The 21,795-nt window shown below is 66.4% G+C and carries 20 protein-coding genes; 7 read left to right on the top strand and 13 right to left on the bottom strand.

The features are described from left to right. Window position 1: 1 nt before the first annotated feature. The 10 genes from EAO27_RS19225 to EAO27_RS19270 form a co-directional block, all read right to left on the bottom strand. Window positions 2-2,035, bottom strand: a complete 2,034-nt coding sequence (locus tag EAO27_RS19225) for a 3-hydroxyacyl-CoA dehydrogenase NAD-binding domain-containing protein (protein WP_242773799.1) — start codon at window positions 2,033-2,035, stop codon at window positions 2-4. 22 nt (window positions 2,036-2,057) lie between these two features. After that, complete coding sequence (locus EAO27_RS19230; protein WP_242780660.1) at window positions 2,058-3,260, bottom strand: serine hydrolase domain-containing protein; 1,203 nt, start codon at window positions 3,258-3,260, stop codon at window positions 2,058-2,060. Between the two features lie 8 nt (window positions 3,261-3,268). After that, the gene (locus tag EAO27_RS19235; protein WP_242773801.1) at window positions 3,269-4,216 is read right to left on the bottom strand and encodes an aldo/keto reductase family protein; all 948 of its coding nucleotides are present in this window, start codon (window positions 4,214-4,216) and stop codon (window positions 3,269-3,271) included. A 16-nt stretch (window positions 4,217-4,232) separates the two neighbouring features. Next, window positions 4,233-5,039 (bottom strand): SDR family NAD(P)-dependent oxidoreductase, encoded by an 807-nt coding sequence (locus EAO27_RS19240; protein WP_242773811.1) that lies wholly within the window; start codon window positions 5,037-5,039, stop codon window positions 4,233-4,235. Beyond that, window positions 5,036-5,797, bottom strand: coding sequence for an SDR family oxidoreductase (locus EAO27_RS19245; RefSeq protein WP_242773849.1), 762 nt, complete (start codon window positions 5,795-5,797; stop codon window positions 5,036-5,038). The genes EAO27_RS19240 and EAO27_RS19245 overlap by 4 nt, the downstream gene beginning before the upstream one ends. Continuing rightward, window positions 5,794-6,855 (bottom strand): phosphotransferase family protein, encoded by a 1,062-nt coding sequence (locus EAO27_RS19250; RefSeq protein ID WP_242773858.1) that lies wholly within the window; start codon window positions 6,853-6,855, stop codon window positions 5,794-5,796. The genes EAO27_RS19245 and EAO27_RS19250 overlap by 4 nt, the downstream gene beginning before the upstream one ends. 8 nt (window positions 6,856-6,863) lie before the next feature. Then, window positions 6,864-7,955, bottom strand: a complete 1,092-nt coding sequence (locus EAO27_RS19255; protein ID WP_242773869.1) for a Zn-dependent alcohol dehydrogenase — start codon at window positions 7,953-7,955, stop codon at window positions 6,864-6,866. A gap of 111 nt (window positions 7,956-8,066) precedes the next feature. After that, window positions 8,067-9,356 (bottom strand): acyl-CoA dehydrogenase family protein, encoded by a 1,290-nt coding sequence (locus EAO27_RS19260; RefSeq protein WP_242773871.1) that lies wholly within the window; start codon window positions 9,354-9,356, stop codon window positions 8,067-8,069. A 111-nt stretch (window positions 9,357-9,467) separates the two neighbouring features. Next, window positions 9,468-10,919, bottom strand: coding sequence for an MFS transporter (locus EAO27_RS19265; RefSeq protein WP_242780662.1), 1,452 nt, complete (start codon window positions 10,917-10,919; stop codon window positions 9,468-9,470). A gap of 5 nt (window positions 10,920-10,924) precedes the next feature. Further along, entirely contained in the window at window positions 10,925-11,782 is an 858-nt protein-coding gene (locus tag EAO27_RS19270) for an SDR family oxidoreductase (protein ID WP_242773873.1), read from the bottom strand. A gap of 173 nt (window positions 11,783-11,955) precedes the next feature. Here EAO27_RS19270 and EAO27_RS19275 point away from each other — a divergent pair, with 173 nt between their 5' ends. The 4 genes from EAO27_RS19275 (at window position 11,956) to EAO27_RS19290 (ending at window position 15,963) form a co-directional block, all read left to right on the top strand. Further along, entirely contained in the window at window positions 11,956-13,137 is a 1,182-nt protein-coding gene (locus EAO27_RS19275; RefSeq protein ID WP_242773875.1) for an acyl-CoA dehydrogenase family protein, read from the top strand. A gap of 103 nt (window positions 13,138-13,240) precedes the next feature. Next, the gene (locus EAO27_RS19280) at window positions 13,241-14,359 is read left to right on the top strand and encodes an acyl-CoA dehydrogenase family protein (protein ID WP_242773880.1); all 1,119 of its coding nucleotides are present in this window, start codon (window positions 13,241-13,243) and stop codon (window positions 14,357-14,359) included. A gap of 125 nt (window positions 14,360-14,484) precedes the next feature. After that, the gene (locus tag EAO27_RS19285; protein ID WP_242773883.1) at window positions 14,485-15,288 is read left to right on the top strand and encodes an SDR family oxidoreductase; all 804 of its coding nucleotides are present in this window, start codon (window positions 14,485-14,487) and stop codon (window positions 15,286-15,288) included. 159 nt (window positions 15,289-15,447) lie between these two features. Next, window positions 15,448-15,963 (top strand): hypothetical protein, encoded by a 516-nt coding sequence (locus EAO27_RS19290; protein ID WP_242773886.1) that lies wholly within the window; start codon window positions 15,448-15,450, stop codon window positions 15,961-15,963. A 57-nt stretch (window positions 15,964-16,020) separates the two neighbouring features. On the opposite strand, the gene ppc is transcribed toward EAO27_RS19290, so the two are convergent. Further along, complete coding sequence (gene ppc, locus EAO27_RS19295) at window positions 16,021-18,690, bottom strand: phosphoenolpyruvate carboxylase (RefSeq protein WP_242773889.1); 2,670 nt, start codon at window positions 18,688-18,690, stop codon at window positions 16,021-16,023. Window positions 18,691-18,912: 222 nt separating this feature from the next. On the opposite strand from ppc, the gene EAO27_RS19300 reads away from it, so the two are divergent. Then, a complete protein-coding gene (locus EAO27_RS19300; protein WP_242773891.1) occupies window positions 18,913-19,464 on the top strand; it encodes a hypothetical protein in 552 nt (183 codons plus the stop codon). Here EAO27_RS19300 and EAO27_RS19305 read toward each other — a convergent pair. Beyond that, on the bottom strand, window positions 19,461-19,883 hold the full coding sequence (locus tag EAO27_RS19305) for a YbaY family lipoprotein (RefSeq protein ID WP_242773893.1): 423 nt from the start codon (window positions 19,881-19,883) through the stop codon (window positions 19,461-19,463). The two genes, EAO27_RS19300 and EAO27_RS19305, sit on opposite strands and share 4 nt — an antisense overlap. 77 nt (window positions 19,884-19,960) lie before the next feature. Beyond that, complete coding sequence (locus tag EAO27_RS19310; protein ID WP_242773895.1) at window positions 19,961-20,527, bottom strand: HNH endonuclease; 567 nt, start codon at window positions 20,525-20,527, stop codon at window positions 19,961-19,963. A gap of 170 nt (window positions 20,528-20,697) precedes the next feature. On the opposite strand from EAO27_RS19310, the gene gluQRS reads away from it, so the two are divergent. Both gluQRS and EAO27_RS19320 read left to right on the top strand, forming a co-directional pair. Then, window positions 20,698-21,561, top strand: a complete 864-nt coding sequence (gluQRS, locus tag EAO27_RS19315; protein ID WP_242773897.1) for a tRNA glutamyl-Q(34) synthetase GluQRS — start codon at window positions 20,698-20,700, stop codon at window positions 21,559-21,561. Next, window positions 21,562-21,795, top strand: a complete 234-nt coding sequence (locus tag EAO27_RS19320) for an HIG1 domain-containing protein (protein ID WP_242773906.1) — start codon at window positions 21,562-21,564, stop codon at window positions 21,793-21,795.

The raw sequence follows: 21,795 nt of genomic DNA on the forward strand, positions 1-21,795 counted from the left end.
TTTAAAAGCCGGCCTTTGCCGCCGCCTTCTCCTTGAGCAAAGGCGCGACTTCGAAGCCGTGCTTTTCGAGCGCCGCGGCGATCTTGTCGGTGCCTTCGAGCCCGGCCCAGAACATCGGACCGCCGCGATAGACCGGCCAGCCATAGCCGTAGATCCACACGACATCGATGTCGCTCGCGCGCTGTGCCTTGCCTTCGGCGAGGATCAGCGCGCCTTCGTTGACCATCGGGTACAGGGTGCGTTCGACGATTTCCTGATCGCTGATCTCTCGCTTTTCGATCCCCGCCTTCTGGCGGAAATGGTCGATGATTTCGGCAACGCGCGCACTTTCCGACGGATTGCGCTTGTCGTCATAGTCGTAGAAGCCCGCCTGCTTCTTCTGACCCCAGCGCCCTTCGGCGCAGAGCGCGTCGCGGATGCTTTCGATACGGTTGGGGTCGCGGTGCCAGCCGATGTCGACGCCGGCGAGATCGGACATCTGGAACGGCCCCATCGGCATGCCGAAATCGGTGTGGACCTTGTCGACCTGCGCCGGGGTCGCACCTTCGAGCAGCAGCTTCTGCGCTTCGAGCTGGCGCGGCGCGAGCATGCGGTTGCCGATGAAGCCGTGGCACACGCCCGCGACGACGGCGACCTTGCCGATCTTCTTGCCGGTGGCCATTGCGGTGGCGAGTACATCGTCGGCGGTCTTGTCGCCGCGCACCACTTCGAGCAGCTTCATCACATTGGCGGGCGAGAAGAAGTGCATGCCGACGACGTCGGCGGGGCGGCTGGTCGACGCCGCAATCTCGTTGACGTCGAGATAGGAGGTGTTCGACGCGAGGATCGCGCCCGGCTTGGCGATCTTGTCGAGCTTGCCGAACAGCTCCTTCTTGACGTCCATATTCTCATAGACCGCCTCGATGATCAGGTCGCAGTCGGCGAGGTCGTCGAGGCTGAGCGAGGGGGTCAGCAGCCCCATCATCGCGTCGACCTGCTCGGGCTTGAAGCGGCCCTTGGCGGCGCTCGCGTCGTAATTCTTGCGGATCACGCCGACGCCGCGGTCGAGCGCATCCTGTTCCATCTCGACGATGGTGACCGGGAGGCCCTTTTGCAGGAAGTTCATGCTGATCCCGCCACCCATCGTGCCGGCACCGATCACGCCGACCTTCTTGACGTCGCGCAGCTTGGTGTCCTTGGGCAGGCCGTCGATCTTTGCCGCCTGGCGTTCGGCGAAGAAGATGTGGCGTTGCGCCGCCGACTGGCTGCCGAACATCAGCTTGCCGAATTCCTGGCGTTCGAAGGCGAGGCCTTCGTCGAAGGGCAGCCGCGTCGCCGCCTCGACGCAGGCGAGGTTGGCGTAAGGCGCGTCGAAGCCGCGCCAGCGCTTGGCGTTGGCGGTCTTGAGCTGCTCGATCACGCCGACATCGCCGAACACCGCGCGTTCGCGCGTCGGGCGCGGGCCGTCGGCGATCTTGGTGCGGGCAAAGGCGATCGCGTCGGCGGCGAGGCTATCCTCGCCCGCGAGCGCGTCGACGAGGCCCATGTCCTTCGCCTTGGGTGCGGGGACGGGTTCGCCGAGCGAGGTCATCGTTGCCGCGGCCTCGACCCCGACGACGCGCGGCAGGCGCTGGGTGCCGCCGGCACCGGGCAGCAGGCCGAGCTTGACCTCGGGCACGCCGAGCTTCGCCGAGGGGACGGCGATGCGATAGTGGCAGACGAGCGCGGTTTCGAGACCACCCCCAAGGGCTGTCCCGTGGATCGCGGCGACGACCGGCTTGGTCGCGGCTTCGATGCTGTTGAGCACCGCGTTGAAATCGGGGCCGCGCGGCGGTTTGCCGAATTCGCTGATGTCGGCGCCGGCGATGAAGGTGCCGCCGTCGCAGCGCAGCACGATCGCCTTGACGCCGTCATCGGCGAGCGCGGCGGCGAAATGGTCGGCGAGGCCCTGGCGGACGTGCCACGAGAGCGCGTTGACCGGGGGATTGTTGACGATGACGACGGCGACGTCGCCGTCCTTTTCCATCGTGACGGAAATCGGTGTATCTTCGGACATGGGAGAACTCCTTGGTCTAATGTCAGTCATCGAGCGCGGCGTGGACGAGGGTCTTGACCTCGCGCCGCACGGGATAGGTGGAAGAGGGCATGAGCTGCGTCATGAACACCATACAGATTTCCTCGACCGGATCGACGAAGAAGCCGGTCGAGAACATGCCGCCCCAGTAGAAATCGCCCGCCGATCCGGGAATGCCGGCGCGCGCGGGATCGAGCGTGACCGCGAAGCCGAGCCCGAAACCGACCCCGGCATTCTCGTCCTCGCTGAAGATGCCGACGCTGTGCTGCGTCAGGTCGCCCCCGCCGACGAGATGGTTCGACGTCATCAGGTCCAGCGTCTTGCGGCTGATGATCCGCGTGTCGCCGAGCTTGCCGCCGCCGAGCAGCATCAGGCAGAAACGGTGGTAGTCGCCCACCGTCGAGGCGAGCCCGCCGCCGCCCGAATGAAAGCTCCTGTCCTTCGCCCAGCGGCTGCGCGCGCCTTCGTCAAACCCCTGCATCCTGTCGCGGGGGTGAAAGGCATAGGCGTCGGCCAGCCGGTGCTGCTGTTCGGCGGGGACCCGGAATCCGGTATCGACCATGCCGAGCGGGCCGAAGATGCGCGCCTGCAACACCTCGGCGAATGGCCTGCCTTCGATGCGCTCGATCACCGCGCCGAGCACGTCGGTCGCCATCGAATAATTCCAGTGCGCGCCGGGGTCGAACTGGAGCGGAATCTTTGCGAGGTCGGCGATGAAGCTGTCCATCGTGTAATCGGCGTCGAAATCGTCGATCCGCGCCTTGCGATACGCGGCATCGACCGGGGTACGCTCCTGGAAGCCATAGGTCAGCCCCGATGTGTGGCGCAGCAGGTCGACCATGCGGATCGGCTGCGCGGGCGGGCGCGTCAGGAAGGGGACGTTGCCGCCCCCCGCGACGAACACGCCGGTATCCGCGAATTCGGGGCAATATTTGGTGAGCGGATCGCTGAGCGCGACCTTGCCCTCCTCGACCAGCATCATGAAAGCGATGCTGGTGATCGGCTTCGTCATGCTCGCGATGCGGAAAATCGCGTCGTCCTTCAGCGCCTCGCCGGGCCGGCCCTCGCCGATGCACGAGCGGTGCGCGACCTCGCCGCGGCGCGACACCAGGGTCGCAGCGTGGGGCAGGCGGCCGGTGTCGATATATTTGGCCTTGAGGAAGGCCGGAATGCGGTCGAGCCGCGCGGTGTCGAAACCCTGGATCACGGAACGGCTCACGAAATGCGGACTCCTTCGAGGATGGCGGCGGCTTCGGCGAGCAGTGCCGGGTCGATTGCGCGATCGGCCGCGGCTGCGGTCTCCTTGAGCTGCTCGGGTCGGCTCGCGCCGATGATCGCACTGGTGATGCCCGGCTGCGCGAGCACCCAGGCGATCGCGAGCTGCGCCATGGTGCAGCCCGCCTTGTCGGCGAGGGGGGTGAGCCGCTGCACCGCCTCGAGCACCGGATCGGTCAGATAGCGGCCCATGAAATGCGCATCCTCGCCCGCGGCGCGGCTGTCCGGCGGCGGTGCGGCGGCGGCGGCGTATTTGCCGCTGAGCACCCCCATGGCGAGCGGCGACCAGACGATCTGACCGATCCCGTTGGCCATGCTGACCGGGATCACCTTTGCCTCGGGACGACGCCAGAGCAGCGAATATTGCGGCTGGCTCGACACGAATTTGACCGACGGCGGGGCGAGGGCGACCGCCGCCTCGATCTGTTCGGGCGCCCATTCGGAAAAACCGATCGCGCGCGCCTTGCCGCTGCGCACGACCTCGCTGAGCGCGTCCATTGTCTCTTCGAGCGGGGTGTCGGGGTCGTAGCGGTGGCACTGGTAGAGATCGACATGGTCGGTCTGAAGCCGCGTCAGGCTCGCGTCGATCTGCTTTGCGACCTGCGCCCGGCTGAGCCCCTTGTCGCTGTCGGACATCGGGAAGAAGAGCTTGGTCGCGAGCACATAGGAGTCGCGCGCGCGGCCCTGTAGTGCGCGGCCCAGAAACTCCTCCGTGGCGCCGCGGCCATAGACGTTGGCGGTGTCGATGAAGTTGATGCCCGCGTCGAAGGCGGCGTCGACGCAGGCGCGTCCGGCGCTGTCGTCGACCCCGACGCCATAGGTCAGCCAGCTGCCGAGGCAGATCGCCGAAACCTCGATCCCGCTGTCGCCCAGCTGCCGATACTGCATCGCGCGCGTCCTTTCGTCAGTGCGAGGTCTGGCCGAGCAGCTGGCGCGTCACCGGGTGCGAGCTGGTGAGGCCGCCGTCGACCGCGATCGCCTGTCCGTTGACATAGCTCGCCTGGTCGCTGGCGAGGAAGAGCGCGACATTGGCGAGTTCCTCGGGCTGCGCGGCGCGGCGGAGCGGATTGAGCTGGCCCAGCTTGTGCGTGACCTCCTTCGCCTTGGCATAGTCGAAGGTCGGTTTGGTCATGCCGGTTTCGGTCAGGCCGGGACACACCGCGTTGACGCGCACGCCGCTCGTCGAGAGCTGTTGCGCGGCGACCTTGGCGAGGTTGATCACCCCCGCCTTCGACGCGGAATAGGCCCCCGGGCCCGCGCCCGAATTGATACCCGCGACGCTCGCGGTGAGGACGATCGCGCCGCCGCGGCCCTGGTCGACCATCGCCTTGCCGGCGTGCTTCACCATCAGCGCGGGGCCGATCAGGTTGACGCGCAGCGTCTCGGCCCAGGCGGCGGGATCGAAATCGAAAATGCCGCCCATGTCGCCGATGATCCCGGCGTTGGCGAAGGCGACGTCGAGGCCGCCATAGCTGTCTTTCGCGGTCGCCACGAGCTGCGCGACGTCGGCTTCGACCCCCGCGTCGATCTCGAGCGCCACGGCTTCGCCGCCGGCCTCCTGCACCAGCTTCGCGGTTTCGTGCACCGCCGCCGTCTTGTCGCCGAGCACCAGCCTGGCGCCCTCGGCGGCGAAGCGCAGCGCGCTCGCGCGGCCGATGCCGCTGCCCGCTCCCGTGATGATCGCGACCTTGCTGTCCAATGCTCCGCTCATACCACGACACCTCCATCCAGCACGACCGTCTGTCCGGTCATGAAACTCGAAGCCTGTGACCCCAGGAACACGGCTGCGCCCGCGATTTCGCGCGGTTCGCCGATGCGCCCCAGACATGCGTTCGACACCGACGCCTTCAGATTGTCGGGATTTTCCCACAGGGCTTTCGCGAAGTCGGTCTTGACCAGCCCCGGCGCGATCGCGTTGACCCGGATGTTCGACGGCCCGAACTCGCGCGCGAGATTCTTGGCCATCTGGATGTCGGCCGCCTTGGTGATGCCATAGGTGCCGATGATCGGCGAACCGCGCAGCCCGCCGATCGAAGAGACGAGGATGATCGATCCCGATCCCGTCCTGCGCATGTCGGGCACGACCATCGTGATCAGCCAGTGCTGCGCGACGATATTATGGTCGAGCGTCTTGCGCAGCGCCTCGTCGCTGATCGTTTCCATCGGCCCGTAATGCGGGTTCGACGCGGCGTTGCAGACGAGGATGTCGATCGGGCCGAACGCCGCGCGTCCGGCATCGACCATCGCCTGCAGCGATTCCTTCGACGACAGGCTCGACGACACCGCGATCGCGGCGCCCGGATGCTTCGCGTTGATCGCCGCCGCAACCTCTTCGCACGGGCCGAGGTTGCGGCTGGTGATCACGACCTTCGCGCCATGGTCGGCATATTCCTCGGCGATCGCACGGCCGATGCCGCGCGACGATCCGGTGATGATCGCGACCTTGCCGCCGAGGTCGAACAGGCTCACGCGCCCGCTTTCTTCGCGAAGTCCCACGCCTTCTGCGCCAGCGGCAGCACGCGTTCGGACATCTCCTTCGCATGGCTCGACGACGCGGTGCCGTCGATCACGCGCTTCTTGATCCCCTGCATGATCCCGGCGAGGCGGAAGAAATTATAGGCGAAATACCAGTTCAGGTCAGGAACCCCGTCGCGTCCCGTCGCGGCGCAATAACGCTCGACGACCTCGTCGAGTTCGGGGATGCCGAGGCTCGTGCGGTCGAGGTCCATCACGCCCGAACGCCCGCCATTTTCGGTCACCCACGCCATCGCGACATAGGTGAAGTCGGCGAGCGGATCGCCGAGCGTCGACAGCTCCCAATCGAGCACCGCGAGCACTTCGGGGCGGTCCTTCGCAAAGATCATATTGTCGATGCGGTAATCGCCATGGACGACGCTGGTGCGCGTCTGTTCGGGCAAAGTCGCGGACAGCCAGGTGATGAGCTGTTCCATCTCGTCCATCGTCTCGGTTTCGGAGAGGCGATACTGCTTGGTCCAGCGGTCGACCTGGCGGCCGAAATAATTGCCGGGCTTGCCATAGTCCGACAGCCCTGCCGCCTCGACGTCGACATTGTGCAGCGCGGCGAGCGTGTCGATCATCGCATGATAGGTGGCGCGGCGATTCTCCGGCGTCGATCCCGGCATCGCGCCGTCCCAGATCGTCTGGCCGTCGACCATGCCCATGACGTAGAACCAGCTGCCGACGACGCTGTCGTCGGTGCACAGCCCATATTGGCGCGCGACGGGGAAGCCCGCCTTGTACAGCCCTGCCTGCACCCGATACTCGCGGTCGACTGCGTGCGCCGAGGGGAGCAGCTGGCCGAAGGGCTTGCGGCGCAGGACATAATTGCCCGACGGCGCGCTGATCTTGTATGTCGGGTTCGACTGGCCGCCGGCGAACTTGCCCTGCGTCAGCGGGCCGCTGAACCCCTCGACATTCGCCTCCATCCAGGCGGTGAGTTTCGCCTCGTCGAGCAGGTCGGCGCCCTCGGGCGCGACGGTGCCCGAGAAGAGTTTCTGTGCGTCCATGGCCGTGGTCATTGGTCGAACACGATCACCGACCGCGCGGCATCGCCCTTCTTCATCTTGTCGAATCCTTCGTTGATCTGGGTGAGCGGGATGGTTTCGGCGACGATGCTGTCGAGGTCGAGCAGCCCGCGCAGGTAGAAATCGACGAGGCGCGGGATATCGACGGGGAAGCGGTTGCCGCCCATGATCGCGCCCTGCAACTTCTTGCCCGAGAGCAGGTCCATCGCGCCGAGGCCGACCTTTTCCGAAAGCGGCATCATGCCGAGGATCGTCGCGGTGCCGCCGCGGCGGAGCGACGCGACCGCAAGGCTCGCCGATGCCGGACGCCCGACCGCCTCGATCGCATGGTCGACGCCGCCTTTGGTCAGTTCGACGATCTGCTTCGCGGCGTCGTCTGCGAGCGCGTCGACGACGTCGGTCGCGCCCAGCCTCATCGCCAGTTCGCGCTTTTCGGGCACCGGGTCGGCGGCGATGATGCGCCCCGCGCCGGCGATCTTCGCCGCGTTGATCGTCGCCAGGCCCACGCCGCCGCAGCCGACCACCGCGACCGTCTCGCCCGGGGTCACCTTGCACGCGTTGAAGATCGTTCCCGCGCCGGTGGTCACCGCGCAGCCGATCACCGCAGCGCGGTCGAGCGGCATGTCGGGGTCGATCGCGACGCACGCATGTTCGTGGACCAGCATCACCTCCGAAAAGGCGCTGAGGTTGAGCATCTGGTTGACCGGCGATCCGTCGGGGCGCGTGATGCGCGGCGCCGATCCGGGCGCGCGCCGGGTGTCGCCGCCCATGCACAGCGACATGCGGCCGCTGACGCAGAATTCGCAATGCCCGCAAAAGGCGCTGAGGCAGGTGACGACCGCGTCGCCGACCTTGACCGTGCGCACCTCGCTGCCGACCGCCTCGACGATGCCGGCGGCCTCATGGCCGGGGATCGCGGGCAGCGGGTGCGGATAGGCACCGTCGATGAAATGCAGGTCCGAATGGCACAGGCCGCACGCGGCGGTGCGGATGCGCACCTCGTGCGGACGGGGCTTGTCGACGACGATGTCCTCGATCGACAGCGGCTTGCCGGGCTCGATCAGAATCGCGGCTTTGGTCATAATGTTTCCCTCAAAGCCGTTCGTGCTGAACCTGTCGAAGCACCGTTCTTTCTTGCTCGGTCGTCAAAGAGAAGAACGGCCCTTCGACAGGTTCGGGGCGAACGGAGATAATTAACGCGAAACGCCGATGTCACCCGACGAGAAGCCCGGATCGCTCGCGTCGCTGTGCTTGGCGAATTCGATCCGCGCGATCGCGCGTTCGTGGACCTCGTCAGGACCGTCGGCGAGCCGCAGGGTGCGCTGGTGCGCATAAGCCTTGGCGAGCCCGAAATCCTCGGACACGCCGGCCCCGCCATGCGCCTGGATCGCGTCGTCGATGATCTGGAGCGCCATGCTCGGTGCCTGCACCTTGATCATCGCGATCTCGGCGGCGGCCGACTTGTTGCCGACCTTGTCCATCATGTCGGCGGCCTTGAGGCACAGGAGACGCGTCATCTCGATGTCGATGCGCGCGCGCGCGATGCGATGTTCCCAGATGCTGTATTCGGCGACCTTCCTGCCGAAGGCGACGCGCGACTGCAGCCGCTTCGCCATCTTGCTGATCGCCTCCTCGGCGACGCCGATCGTGCGCATGCAATGGTGGATGCGGCCCGGCCCGAGGCGGCCCTGCGCGATCTCGAAGCCGCGGCCCTCGCCCAGCAGCATCGCCTCTTCGGCGTTGACGCGGACGTCCTTGAGCTCGATTTCCATATGGCCGTGCGGTGCATCGTCATAGCCGAAGACGGGCAGGTGGCGCTTGATCGTCACGCCGGGCGCGTCGAGCGGCATCAGCACCATCGACTGCTGCGCATGGCGCTTCGCGGCGAAGTCGGTCTTGCCCATGACGATCGCGATCTTGCAGCGCGGGTCGCCCGCGCCCGACGACCACCATTTGGTGCCGTTGATGACATAATCGTCGCCGTCGCGCTCGATCCGCGTCTCGATGTTGGTCGCGTCGGACGAGGCAACCTGCGGCTCGGTCATCAGGAAGGCCGACCGGATCTCGCCGTTCATCAGCGGGACCAGATATTTCTGCTTCTGCGCCGCGGTGCCGTAACGGTGGAACACTTCCATGTTGCCGGTATCGGGCGCCGAGCAGTTGAACACTTCGCTGGCGAAGCCGACGCGGCCCATTTCCTCGGCGCACAGCGCATATTCGAGGTTGCTGAGGCCGGGGCCTTCGAAGGCGATCGTTTCGTCGACATGGTGGTGCGCGGCGCTGCGCGGCGGCATGAACAGGTTCCAGATTCCGGCGTCCCTTGCCTCGGCCTTCAGGTCCTCGACGACCTGGATGACCTTCCAGCGGTCGCCCGCCTTGTCCTGCTCGTTATAGGTGGGCACCGCGGGGCGCACCTTGCGATCGATGAAATCGCGCACCCGGTCGCGCCAAAAGACCTGCCGGTCGGTGAGGTCGAAATCCATCTTCGCATCCTTCCCTTTACGTTCGCGTAAACCTTTGGACCGATTCGGCCCCGCTTGCCAAGCCCTGCGCCCCGAAAATTACATCCTTTCGTTGCGCCCGGATATTTTCCGTTACGGATGCGCGCCCGTCGCATCGGGCTCGGCGCGCGCCGCGTCGTCGAGCAGCGCCAGCCGCGCCTCGTGATCGGCGCGCGAAATCGGAAAGCGCCGCATCACCATCAGCCCCAGGACGCCGATCACGAGGATCGCGAGGCTGTAGCCGATCGCGAGGTTGCCGAGCACCGCGTCGCCGACCTCTCCCGGTTTCGCGTTCGCCGGAAAGGCGGCGAAGGAGAGGATCAGCCCTGCGATGAAGATGCCGATCCCGGTCGCGCATTTCTGCATGAAGAAATAGCCGGCGAAGAACAGCCCTTCGGACCGCCGCCCGGTCTCGCTCTGCGACGCTTCGACGACGTCGGCCATCATCGACGACGACAGGATCATCAGCATGATCGAGAAACTGTTGGAAACGAACACCAGCGCGAACATCGTCGCGACGCTCGGCTTGCCGGGCAGGCCGGGGAAAAAGCCCTGGATCCACGCGAAATAGATGCCGCTGTTGACCAGCAGCGAGATCGCCCCGGCGACGATCGCGCCGTCGCGCTTGCCGAGCCGGGCCGACAGCGGCGCAACCAGCACGAAGGCGGCGACCATCGATCCGAAGAGCAGGAACACATAGGCGATCATCTCGCCCTGCGTGAACTGCCAGAAGAAACTGAGCAGATAATTGTTCATCGAAAAGGTGATGCCCTGGTTGATGAACCCGAACAGCGCGGCGAACACCAGCCACAGGAAGGCGCGGTTCGACAGCGTGTCGCGCATCTCGGCCAATATGTGCCGCAGCGTCGTCGCGGGCTTGACGTCGTGAAGGTTCGACACCGCGATCCGCTTGTGCTGTCCGGCGGCCGACACCAGCACCGCACCCGCCATCATCAGCGCGCCGGCGAGCGCATAGGGGAAATAGCCGTCGGGATCGACCAGCCCCTTCGCGCCGCCGAAGAACACGCCATAGGCGAGTAGCAGGATGATCAGGCCGCCGCCCCAGCCGAAGAGAAAGCGGTAACGCATCACGACGGTGCGTTCGTCATAGTCGGCGGTGAGCTCGGGGACGATCGCGACCGACGGCACTTCGCACATCGACACGAGCGAGCGGACGATGATCGCGAGCCCGATCAGCCAGGCCACCGTCATCGCGTCGCTCATCGCGGGCGGGTGCCACAGCAGCATCCACGCGATGGCGAGCGGGACCGGCGCGCCGTAAAGCCAGGGCAGGCGGCGGCCCCAGCGGCTTCGCGTGCGATCGGTGAGTTCGCCGATTACCGGGTCGACAAAGGCGTCGGCAATCAGCGCGACCATGATCGCGGCGCCGACGATCCCGGCGTCGAGCCCGATGACCTGATTGTAGAAGAGCAGCAGAAAGGTCGAAAAGCCGTTGTCCTTGACGCCATAGGCGATGCTGCCGAGGCCGTGCATGACCTTCAGGCGGACGGGCAATTTCGCGGGGACGGGAACCGCGCTCGCCATCGCGGTCACGCGGGCGTCCCGGCCTTTGCGGCATCCTCCATCGCGACGAGCGCGTCGAACATTCCCGGCGCCTCGGGGTCCCAGGCATGGCGCTGGCCGATCGTCAGCCCGCCGTCGACCAGCATATGCGTGCCGGTCATGAACGAGGCCTCCTCGCTCGCGAGATAGGCGACGGCATTGGCGATATCCTCGGGCTGGCCGCCGCGCGCGACGGGCTGCGCCGCCGCGCTCATGCCCGCGATGATCGCCTTCGCGGCATCCTTGCTGTCGTCGGGGACGTCGAGCGACGCGGTGAAGATGTTGGTGTTGATGAAACCCGGGCAGATCGCGTTCACGCGGATGCCATATTGCGCGAGATCGGTCGCCGCGACCTTGGTCAGGTGCAGCACCCCCGCCTTGGCGACGGCATAGGCGGTCGGCGAATAGCCCGCGCCGAGCGCCGCGACGCTTGCGGTGTTGACGATGCTCGCGCCTTTCCGTCCCTTCATGTGCGGGCTCGCGTAGCGGATGCCCATCGCGACCGATTTCAGGACCAGGTTCATCGTCTGGTCCCAGCCTTCGGGGGTGATCTCGTCGATCGGGGCGCGATCGCCTCCCGCCGCGGCGTTGTTGAAGACGATGTCGATGCCGCCCCCCTTCGCCGCCGCGGTGTTCATCAGCGCTTCGATGTCGGCGGGGCGCGTGACGTCGCAGGGGACGAAATCGATCTTCCCGTTCGACGCCGCGGCGAGCGCCTGTCCACCCGCGAGATCGATGTCGGCGGCGAAGACGTGCGCGCCCTCCGCCGCCAGTTTCAGCACCGCGGCCTTGCCGATGCCCGATGCTGCGCCGGTGACTACGGCGACCTTGCCTGCGAATCGCATATTGGACCTCTCCCGTTTTCTTTTGCCACCTAGCTTAGGCGCGCAACGGGCCGCGTCAACGGCGGCCGATCCGACGCTACGGCGCCGTAACGGCAGGCCGCACGGCTCAAGTTGACGCTTGCGTAAAGTAGCGAAGCGGACGTAGATTTGACGCCAGAAGAGGAGCCAAAAGGATGAGCGAACTGGACGCTTTCCGCACCGAGGTGCGGGAATGGCTGGCGGCGAACTGCCCCGCCGAAATGCGCGAACCGATCCGGGAAGAGGGTGATGTCTGCTGGGGCGGACGCAATTGGGTGTTCAAGAACGACGCCCAGAAGGCGTGGCTCGAGGCCTGCGTCGCCAAGGGCTATACCGTTCCCGACTGGCCCAAGGCCTATGGCGGCGCCGGGCTGACCCCCGAGCAGACCAAGATCCTCAAGCAGGAAATGAAGCGCATCAACGCGCGCTCGCCGCTCGACAGCTTCGGCATCTGGATGCTCGGCCCCGCGCTGCTGCAATTCGGCACCGAGGAGCAGAAGGTCCATTATCTGAACCCGATCGCGCGCGGCGAAATCCGCTGGTGCCAGGGCTATTCCGAACCCGGCTCGGGCAGCGACCTCGTGTCGCTCCAGACCTTCGGCGAGGACAAGGGCGATCATTGGGTCGTCAACGGATCGAAGATCTGGACCAGCTATGCCGACAAGGCCGACTGGATCTTCTGCCTCGTCCGCACCGACAAGGCGAACAAATATCAGGGCATCACCTTCATGCTCTTCGATATGGAGAGCAAGGGCGTCACCACCAAACCGATCCTCCTGATCAGCGGCAACTCGCCCTTCTGCGAAACCTTCTTCGACGATGTCGAAGTGCCGAAGACGCAATATGTCGGCGAGATCAACCGCGGCTGGGACGTCGCCAAATATCTGCTCGGCCATGAACGCGAGATGATCTCGGGCGGCGGCGCGGGCGGCGACATGGTCAGCATCGGCGCGCTCTTCGCGAAATCGCTCGGCAAGAACGAGAATGGCGAACTCGACGACCCGATCCTGCGCGCCGAAATGGCGGCGTTCGACGTCGACGTCTTTGCGTATCGCGCGATGGGCGAACGCTTCATGGACATGTGGAAGACCGGCCGCGCGCATCCCGCCTCGTCGAACATGATGAAATATGTCGGCACCGAACTCAACAAGCGCCGCCACGAACTCGTCATGTCGGGCGGCGGCAGCGAAGCGCTCGAATGGGACAGCGAAGAGACCAAGGGCGGCGCGCGTCCGCGTGCCTGGCTGCGCACCAAGGCCAATTCGATCGAAGGCGGGACGAGCGAAGTCATGCTCAACGTCATCGCCAAGCGGATTCTGGATTTGCCGGGGGCGTGAATCGTCGCCCCAGCGAAAGCTGGGGCCGCTATCGGGACAGGGCGGCTCGGACCGCCAACGATCCCAGCTTTCGCTGGGATGACGAAAAGAGATTGGGACAGATATGCCGCTCTATCACAATGACGACCAGGCGATGCTCAAGGACAGCGTCGCGCCCTTCGTGGCCGAACAGGCGCCCGTCGCGCACCTCCGCAGCCTGCGCGACAGCGCCGACGCCACCGGCTTTTCGCAGGGCCTCTGGGCGCAGTTCACCGAAATGGGCCTGCCCGGCATGCTCGTTCCCGAAGCGCATGGCGGGCTCGGCATGGGGCATATGGAGGCGGGCATCGTGCTCGAGGAAGTCGGCCGCAACCTGACCCCGTCGCCCTTCCTTGCGACCAGCGTCGGCGCGGTCGCCGCGCTCGCCAAGGCGGGCGGCACGCAGGCGAGCCGCTGGCTTCCCGCGATCGCATCGGGCGAAGCGATCATCGCGCTCGCGATCGACGAGGGCGCGAAGCACCGCCCTGATCGCATAGCCACCACCGCGACGCGCGCCGGCAACGGCTTCCGTATCGACGGCAGGAAGAGCTTCGTCCTCCACGGCCATGTCGCCGACATGAGCATCGTCGCGGCGAAGACCGACGGCGGAATCACCCTGTTTGCGGTGCCGAAGGATGCCAAGGGCGTCACCGCCGATCCGCGCCGCCTCGTCGACTCCAGCCTCGCGAGCCATGTCACGCTCGACGGGGTCGAGGTCGATGCCGACGCGGTGATCGGCGAGGTCGATGCCGGTGGCGATATCCTCGACGCGCTGCTTGCCGCGACGCGCACCGGTGCGGCCGCCGAAATGGTCGGCGTCGGGCAGGGCGCAATGGACATGACGATCACCTACCTCAAGGAACGCAAGCAGTTCGGCAAACTGATCGGCGAATTCCAGGGCCTCCAGCACCGCGCCGCACATCTCTATGGCGAGATGGAAGTCGCGCGCGCTACGGTGATGAAGGCGCAGCAACTGCTCGACGAGGGCGGCGCGGGCGCGAAGCTGATGGTTTCGGTTGCCAAGGCCAAGGCCGGCCGCGCCGCCAACCTCGCGGTGCGCGAAGGCGTCCAGATGCACGGCGGCATCGGCATGACCGACGAATATGACATCGGCCTCTACATGAAACGCGACCGCGCGCTCGCCGAGTTTATGGGCGACGTGCATTACCACATCGACCAGGTCGCCCGGATGAACGGCTATTGAGGCCGACCGAGAATCCCAAATCCCGTTTGCCCTGAGCTTGTCGAAGGGCCGTCCTTTCTTTCGGACGCCGCGGGGAAGAACGGTCCTTCGACAAGCTCAGGACGAACGGAAAAAGGAACAGGGTTATGAACCTTCAGAACATGTTCGGCCTCGACGGCCGCATCGCGCTCGTCACCGGCGGCTCGCGCGGCATCGGCAAGATGATCGTCGAGGGCTATCTCGCCGCGGGCGCGTCGCGCGTCTACATCTCGGCGCGCAAGACCGCGCAGATCGAGGAAGCCGTCGCCGACTTCGAAACGCGCTATCCGGGCAAGGTCATCGGGCTCCCCGTCGACCTTTCGACCGTCGAGGGCTGCCGCGCGCTCGCCAAGGAACTCGAGGCGCGCGAGGAACGCCTCGACATCCTCGTCAACAACGCCGGCGCCGCATGGGGCGAGCCGTTCGAGGGCTTCCCCGAGGCGGGCTGGGACAAGGTGATGGACATCAACGTCAAATCGCCCTTCTTCCTGACGCAGGCGCTCCACGGCCTGCTCAAGGCCGGGGGCAGCGCCGACCGCCCCGCGAAGGTGATCAACATCGGCTCGATCGACGGCATGCGCCTCAACCCGTGGGAAACCTACAGCTATCACGCGTCGAAGGCGGCGATCCTCTATCTTACCAAGCGCATGGCGGCACGACTGGTCACCGACCATATCCTCGTCACCGCGATCGCCCCCGGCGCCTTCCAGTCGGACATGAACAAGGCCGCGCGCGACCATGGCGACGCGGTCGCGAAGAGCATCCCGGTGAAGCGCATCGGCGTCCCCGAGGACATGGCGGGCGCCGCGATCTTCCTCGCGTCGAAGGCGGGCGACTATGTCGTCGGCGATACGATCACCGTCGACGGCGGGCTGGTGCACGGCGACCTCAAGACCAGCATCGACGCTTAAAGCGCCGTTTCTTTCATCGTCACCCCGGACCTGATCGGGGGTCCATGACGGCATCGCCGCTATGGATGCCGGATCAGGTCCGGCATGACGGTGCGAGGGGAAATTGACTCACCAATCTCCGCAGTGTATTATCTTAATAACTCACCAAGGAGATGTGCCATGCGTTTCGCCTTCCTCATTCCGCCGATGATGCTCCTTGCCGCCTGCGGGCAGGGCGAGGAAAAGAAGGCGGGCCCCGAGGTCAGCATCAACGCCGACGGCGACGGGGGCGGGGTCCGCATCACCTCGGGCAAGGACGGCGGCAAGCTCAAGATCGACGGCGACGGGGTCAATATCGACCTCGACATTCCCGATATCGCCGATCTCGACATCACCAGCGATTTCGACATCGACGGGGTGAAGCTGTTTCCGGGCAGCACGATCACCACGATGGACATCAATGCGAACGACAAGGATGGCGCGAAGGACGCGGTGGTGAAATTCGGCTTCACCTCGCCGACGACGCCGGCAAAGGCGGCCGACTGGATGGCGGGCGAGTTCGCGAAAAAATCGGTCAAGGTGAGCCGCACCGGCGACACGCTGGCGGGCACCGACAAGGATGGCGATGCTTTCACCATCGGCTTCACCCCCGACGGGGCGAATGCCAGGGGTGAGGTGCGGATCGTTTCGAAATAGGCGCCGGAACCCGGCCCCGCCCCCGGTTGCATCGGGCGGGGCCGGGTGGAGTCGCGCCTATCCGCTGTTCCGCAGCGCGGTCGCGATCGCGTTGATCGTCAGCTGGATACCCTCGGCGATGCGCGGATCGGTCTCGCCCGCGCGGTGGCGCTTCATCAGCTCGATCTGGAGCAGGTTGAGCGGCTCGATATAGGGCAGGCGCAGCCGGATCGACGCCTCGAGGGCGGGGTTGTTTTCGAGCAATCGCGTCTGGCCGGTGATCGTCAGCAATCCGTCGTGGGCGCGGTGCCAGCCGTCCCTGATCTGCCCGAAGATCGCGTCATGCCCGTCGACACCGCCCGCGAGCTCGGCGTAGCGCGCCGCGATCCCCATGTCGGATTTGGCAAGCACCATCTCCATATTGCCGAGCAGCGCGCCGAAGAAGGGCCAGCTTTGCGCCATATCCGCGAGGAGCGGCTTGTCTTCAAAGGCCGCGAACGCCTCGCCCGTCCCGTACCAGCCGGGCAGCATCGTGCGCGCCTGCGCCCAGCTGAACACCCACGGGATCGCGCGCAGGTCCTCGATCGCGGTCGATCTGGTGCGGCTCGACGGTCGCGACCCGATCTTGAGCGTCGCGATCTCGGCGATCGGGGTCATCGCGCGAAAGAAATCGCGGAACGCCGGGGTGTCGTAGACCAGCCCGCGATAGGCGGCGAAGGCGGTATCCGACAGCGCGTCCATCGCCGCGGTGAAGCGCATGCAGTCCTGCGCGCACAGCCCCTCGGGCTCGAGGCTCGCAAGCAGGCTCGCCGAGACCATCGCCTCGAGGTTGGAGACCGCGCTGTCGGCGGTGCCGAATTTCGCGGCGATTACCTCGCCCTGCTCGGTGATGCGGATGCGCCCCTGCACCGTACCCGCGGGCTGGGCGCGGATCGCGGCAAAGGCGCTGCCGCCGCCGCGCCCGACCGCGCCACCGCGGCCGTGGAACAATTGCATCGACGTCCCCGCCGCCGCGAACACCGGGGTCAGCGCGTCCGACGCCTGGTGCAGCCCCCAGGTCGAGGTCAGATAGCCGCCGTCCTTGTTCGAATCCGAATAGCCGATCATCACTTCCTGATGCCCGCGCGCGGCGACCTGCGGCGCGATTTCGGGCAGCGCGAAATAGCGCGCCATGATCGCGGGGGCATCGTCGAGGTCGGCGATCGTCTCGAACAGCGGCACGACCATCAGGCTGTCGGTGCCGCCCGCGGTCCACAGCCCCGCCTCGCGTGCGAGCACATGCACCTCGAGCAGGTCGGACAGGCTTTCGGCCTTGCTGATGATCCACTGGCAGATCGCGTCGTCGCCCAGCCGCGCGCGTACATCGGCGGCGGCGTGGACGATCGCGAGCTCGCCCGCCGTCTCCTCGCTCCACCGGTGCCACGGCGCGGCGAGCGGGCGGTTGCTGGCGAGTTCGCGGCGCAGCAGCGCGATGCGGGCTTCCTCGTCGAGCGCCAGATAATCGGCCTCGACCCCCGAGACCCTCAGCAGTTCGGCGAGCACGCGCTCGTGCACCGCGCTGTTCTGGCGCATGTCGAGCGTTGCGAGGTGAAAGCCGAACACCTCGACCGCGCGGATCAGCCGCCCGAGCGCGCCGATCCCGCCGAGCTGGCCCTCGCCGCTCGCTTCGAGTCCGTCGGCGAGCGTGACGAGGTCGCGGCGGAAATGCTCCGGCGTCGCATAGGGTTCGCCCGGCAGCGCCGAAGGGCGCGGCGCCGGACGCCCCGCGATCGCGGCGTAGGTCGCGGTCAGCCGGGCATAGATTCCCGACAGCGCGCGGCGATAGGGTTCGTCGCTGCGGCTGGGCGCACTGTCGCCGCTCGCCGCGGCCAGCGCCTCGACCGTGTCGGGCACCGGCGCGAGCGCCGACGACACCGACAGCTCGGCGCCGAGCGCGTGCACCGCATCGATATAATGGCCGAGCACCGCGGCGGCGTTGGATCCCGTCGCGAGCCGCAGCGTCTCGGCGGTGACGAAGGGATTGCCGTCGCGGTCGCCGCCGATCCAGCTGCCGACACGCAGGAAGCTCGCGGGGCGCTGCCCCAGCTCGCCTTCCCAGCGCGCATAGAGCTTCGGCAGCACGGGCAGGAAGACGCCCTGCAAATAGGTCAGCGCATTGTCGATCTCGTCGGCGACGAACAGCTTTTCGGTGCGCAGCGGACGCGTCTGCCACAGCAGCACGACCTGCCGGCGGATCGCATCCTCGACCACGTCGCCCTCGGGGGTCTCGTCGACCCCGGCGTCGCGCAGCAGCATCAGTTCGGCGATGCGGTTCTTGTGGTCGAGTACCGACTTGCGGCGTACCTCGGTCGGGTGCGCGGTGAGCACGGGGGCGACCAGCGCCGCCTCCATCAGCGCGGCGACGGCGCGCGCGTCGATCCCGTCGCCTGCCAGCCGCGCGAGCGCGGCGGCCACCGTCGCCTCGGGCTCGGCGGCAACCCCCTGCCGGTCCTCGGCAAGGTTGGCGAGCATCGAGAAGAGCATGAAGCCGCGCACGAAGGCGATCGTGTCGTCGAGGCTCAGCGCGTCGAGCCCCGGGTCGATCGCCTCGGCGCCCGCGATGCCACGATGCCGGTCGACGCTCGCCGAGCGGATATATTCGGTCTGCCGGTACAGCTTGTCGCCACCATAGGCGCGGATGACGTCGCCGAGGATCCGCCCGAGATAGCGGATGTCGGGATTTTGCGAGATCTGTATCGGCGGGCCCATGGCCGCCTTTGCTGCACCTGCGAAGGTGCGGGGTCAAGCTATGCGCTTGGCGCATAGCTATGCGCCCGCTCTACCCGAAATTTTGTGCATGCTGTCTGCTTGGGCCTTCCAGCCGGAGGTTCCGGTTGGGTGTTTGTCGCAAATGGCTGGTGAACTGTCGGCGATGATGCGCGGTTGCAAATCGGACAGGGCCGCGCAATTCTCGTTGATAGGGGGACGAATATGAAAAGCCGGAATGCCGTCTTCGCCATGTGGGTGGCGCTTTTCGTGGCCATAGGAGTGGTGCTCGGGGCAACGATGGGAGCGCCAAATTCCACCCATGGAGGCCTTGGGGCATTAAAGCCCGGCGAGCGGCGGTTGATGGTCCCGCCGCGCGAGGCGGTCGAAGTTCGACTTTTTGTGAAAGGCGATACAGAACCCAAGCTGCCGCGCGTGGTGGAGCTCATGAATGACGGGGATGGTATTCTGCTTACGCCCGCGCAGCGTGCACGCCTCGACCGGTCCGTCTTTCGATATCGCATGACGCGCGAAGAGTTCGAGAACGACGCCGAGGCGGCCTGTTTCATCCCGCACCATTTCTTTCGGTATTTCGATGCTGACGGGGCGCAGGTTGCGGAACTGCGTGTCTGCTATTGTTGCCGCGGCGTAGCGATGTCGCCGGGCGATCGCTCGCTCGGCGACGATGAAGAATGGCAATTCGATTATGCCGGGATCGAACAGATGCTCAGGGAGATGAACATTCCCGTCGACATCGACTGTCCGGGGAACAGCTAGCGCGTCCTGATCAGGACGAGCGTCCCCATGTCGATCCGCGGGCGTCCGTCAAAGGTCACGCCATTGTGCGTGTCGGTGATGAACATCAACTTCCCCGACCCGTCGCTGATCCGCGCCGAGACCGAATAGCGGCCGCGCGGATCGAGCTTGCGCTGGTCGACGGTGAGCGAGAAGGCGAAGGGCACCTGCCGCCCGTCGGCGGTGAAGCTCTGCTGCGCGATCGTGCGCGACGGCGCATCCATCCGGCTGACGTCGGCGAGCTGGATCTCGACCTGCGCCGTCGGGGGCAGCGCCATGCGCTCGCGGTAGGTGATGCTGCCGGTGACCGACACCGGCTCTTCGGACGGCATCAGCGTCGCGCAGGCGGCGAGCGGCAGGGTGGCGAGGCCGAGCGCGAGGGTGCGGGCGAAACGAACCATGACTGTTCTCCTTTTTTGTCGGCGGTCCCCTAAAACCGCCCCGGTGAACCTACGCTGTCGCGTTCGTTATGTTCCCGTCAGCCTTCGAGCTCGACGTCCCAATAGAGCCAGTCGATCCAGCTCGTGTGCAGATAGTTGGGCGGGAAGCAGCGGCCGTTGTCCTGGAGCTGCCAGCTCGTCGGGCGCCACGGCTGGCGGTGGAGCGGCATGTGCGCCTGCGCCGGGGTGCGCCCGCCCTTCTTGAGGTTGCACGGTGCGCACGCCGTTGCGACATTCTCCCACGTGGTGCGTCCACCCAGCCGGCGCGGCACGACATGGTCGAAGGTCAGGTCCTTGGCCGATCCGCAATATTGGCACGCAAAACGGTCGCGCAGAAACAGGTTGAAGCGCGTGAAGGCCGGATATTGCGACGGTTTGACATATTGGCGGAGCGCGATGACGCTCGGGATCGGCATCGTCCGCGTCGGCGAGTGAATCTCGCGCTCGTAATTCTCGACGATGGTGACGCGGTCGAGGAATACCGCCTTGACCGCGGTCTGCCACGGCCACAGGCTCAGCGGATAATAGCTCAGCGGCGTATAGTCGGCGTTGAGGACGAGCGCGGGACAACTGTCGGGATGTCGGGCAAGATCGGGATGGAACATGGCTTTTGGACGCTGCCCCCTGTGCTGCGCGGGTTGGCGCGCCACTGCCTTCCCGAAGTGACAGCATCATTACATGCCGCATCAGAATCTGGCGTCAAGGGGGCATGTTCCGCAAGATATGGAATGAATCATACGGATCGCCCACAGCATCTGGTTTGCCTTTCGCCGCCATGCTGACGCGTTTCGCTCCGAGCCCGACCGGCGAACTCCATCTCGGCCACGCCTATAGCGCGCTGCTCGCCCATGCCGCGGCGCGCGGCGCGGGCGGGCGGTTCCGCATCCGCATCGACGACATCGACGGCAGCCGTTCGCGCGAGATCTATGTCGCGGCCGCGCTCGCCGACCTCGAATGGCTCGGGATCGACTGGGACGGCGATCCGGTGCGCCAGTCGGCGCGGCTCGATCGCTATGCGGCGGCATTGGACGCTCTCCGGTCGCGCGCGCTGGTCTATCCCTGCTTCTGTACCCGCGCCGACATCGCCGCGAGCCTCGCCGCGCCGCACGGCCCGCCCGACGGTCCGGCGGGGGCGGCCTATCCGGGCACCTGCCGCCATCTGGCGGAGAGCGAGCGCCGCCGGCGGCTGGAAAGCGAGCCGCACTGCTGGCGCCTCGACATGGCGAAGGCGGTCGCCACGACCGGCGAACTTGCATGGGAAGAGGAGGGGCAGGGCGCGCGCCGCGCCGCGCCTCTGGCGCATGGCGACGTCGTCCTCGCGCGCAAGGATGCGCCCGCCTCCTACCACCTCGCGAGCAGCCTCGACGACGCCGCCATGGGGGTCAGCCATGTGATCCGCGGCGCCGACCTGATCGCCTCGACCGACGTCCACCGCCTGCTCCAGGCCCTGCTCGACCTGCCGGTCCCGCTCTACCGCCACCACGGCCTCGTCTGCGGCCCCAACGGCAAGCGGCTCGCAAAGCGCGACGCGGCCGCCTCGCTCGCCTCGCTGCGCGCCGCGGGTCTCGACGGGCGGCGGCTCGCCGACGATCTCTTGCACGGCCGGCTTCCCACTGGATTTTTCCTGCAAAATCCCTAAATGAAGGGCATGGAAATCCTGCTTGTCCTTGGCGTCGTGGTCGCCGCCGGCTTCGTCCTCTTCTCGCTCGCGCGGGGGCTCCTCTATTTCGCGCAGGGACACCGCGCCGCGATCGACGGCAAGGTCGAGGAAAACCAGCGGCTCCAGAACCGGATGATGATGGCGCGCGTCAAATGGCAGGCGATCACCATCATCCTGCTCGTCCTGATCGGCTTCGTCGCCGCCGGCAAATAA

The sequence above is a fragment of the Sphingopyxis sp. YF1 genome, assembly GCF_022701295.1.
GTDB lineage: Bacteria > Pseudomonadota > Alphaproteobacteria > Sphingomonadales > Sphingomonadaceae > Sphingopyxis.